This window comes from Vibrio sp. A37 (assembly GCF_059777565.1).
Genome location: NZ_JBLNLI010000074.1, coordinates 1 through 624, shown reverse-complemented (window position 1 = coordinate 624; position 624 = coordinate 1). Strand labels below are relative to the sequence as shown.

Below are 624 nucleotides of genomic sequence, written 5' to 3'. Positions count from 1 at the left end.
CTTCAGACTTGGCGTATGTGATGTATACGTCGGGGACGACAGGGCAGCCTAAAGGAGTGATGATTACGCATCAAAGCGTTTGCAATTTGGTTGAAGCACAAAAGCAGAAATTTGATGTAGAAAAAATATCATTAGCGTTAGCTTATGCCTCTTATGTATTTGACGCCAGCACATTTGAGATGTTTGCTAGCTTACTTAATGGTCACCAAGTATTTATCTGCAATGAGGTACAACGTCAAGAACTCTCATCGTTGTCGGAATTGCTGATCACAAATAATATAGAAATAGCAACGCTTCCACCGGCATTGGTTGCACAGATGCAAAGGCAAGATCTTTTTAGTCTTAAAAGGCTAATACTAGCGGGAGAATCACCGTCAGAGGCATGTTTCAGCCTTATCCCCTCGAGCTGTCAAGTATTCAATGCTTATGGACCTACCGAATCAACGGTATGTGCAAGTGCTTATCTTTATCGCTTAGGGGAGTCCGCTATTAATATTGGCGGTCCTCTGGTGAATACAAAGCTGTATGTGCTGAATGAACCATTCCACCTCGTCCCGATAGGGGTCCCTGGTGAGCTTTACATTGGGGGGGCAGGCTTAGCGAGAGGGTATTTAAACCGTCCAG

1 protein-coding gene is annotated in these 624 nt (G+C 44.4%); it reads left to right on the top strand.

Translation table 11 applies throughout. From position 1 onward, the window contains the following. Nucleotides 1-20: 20 nt before the first annotated feature. Nucleotides 21-624: AMP-binding protein (locus ACM2FC_RS23590; protein WP_498483468.1), on the top strand; the 604-nt coding region annotated here is incomplete at its 3' end.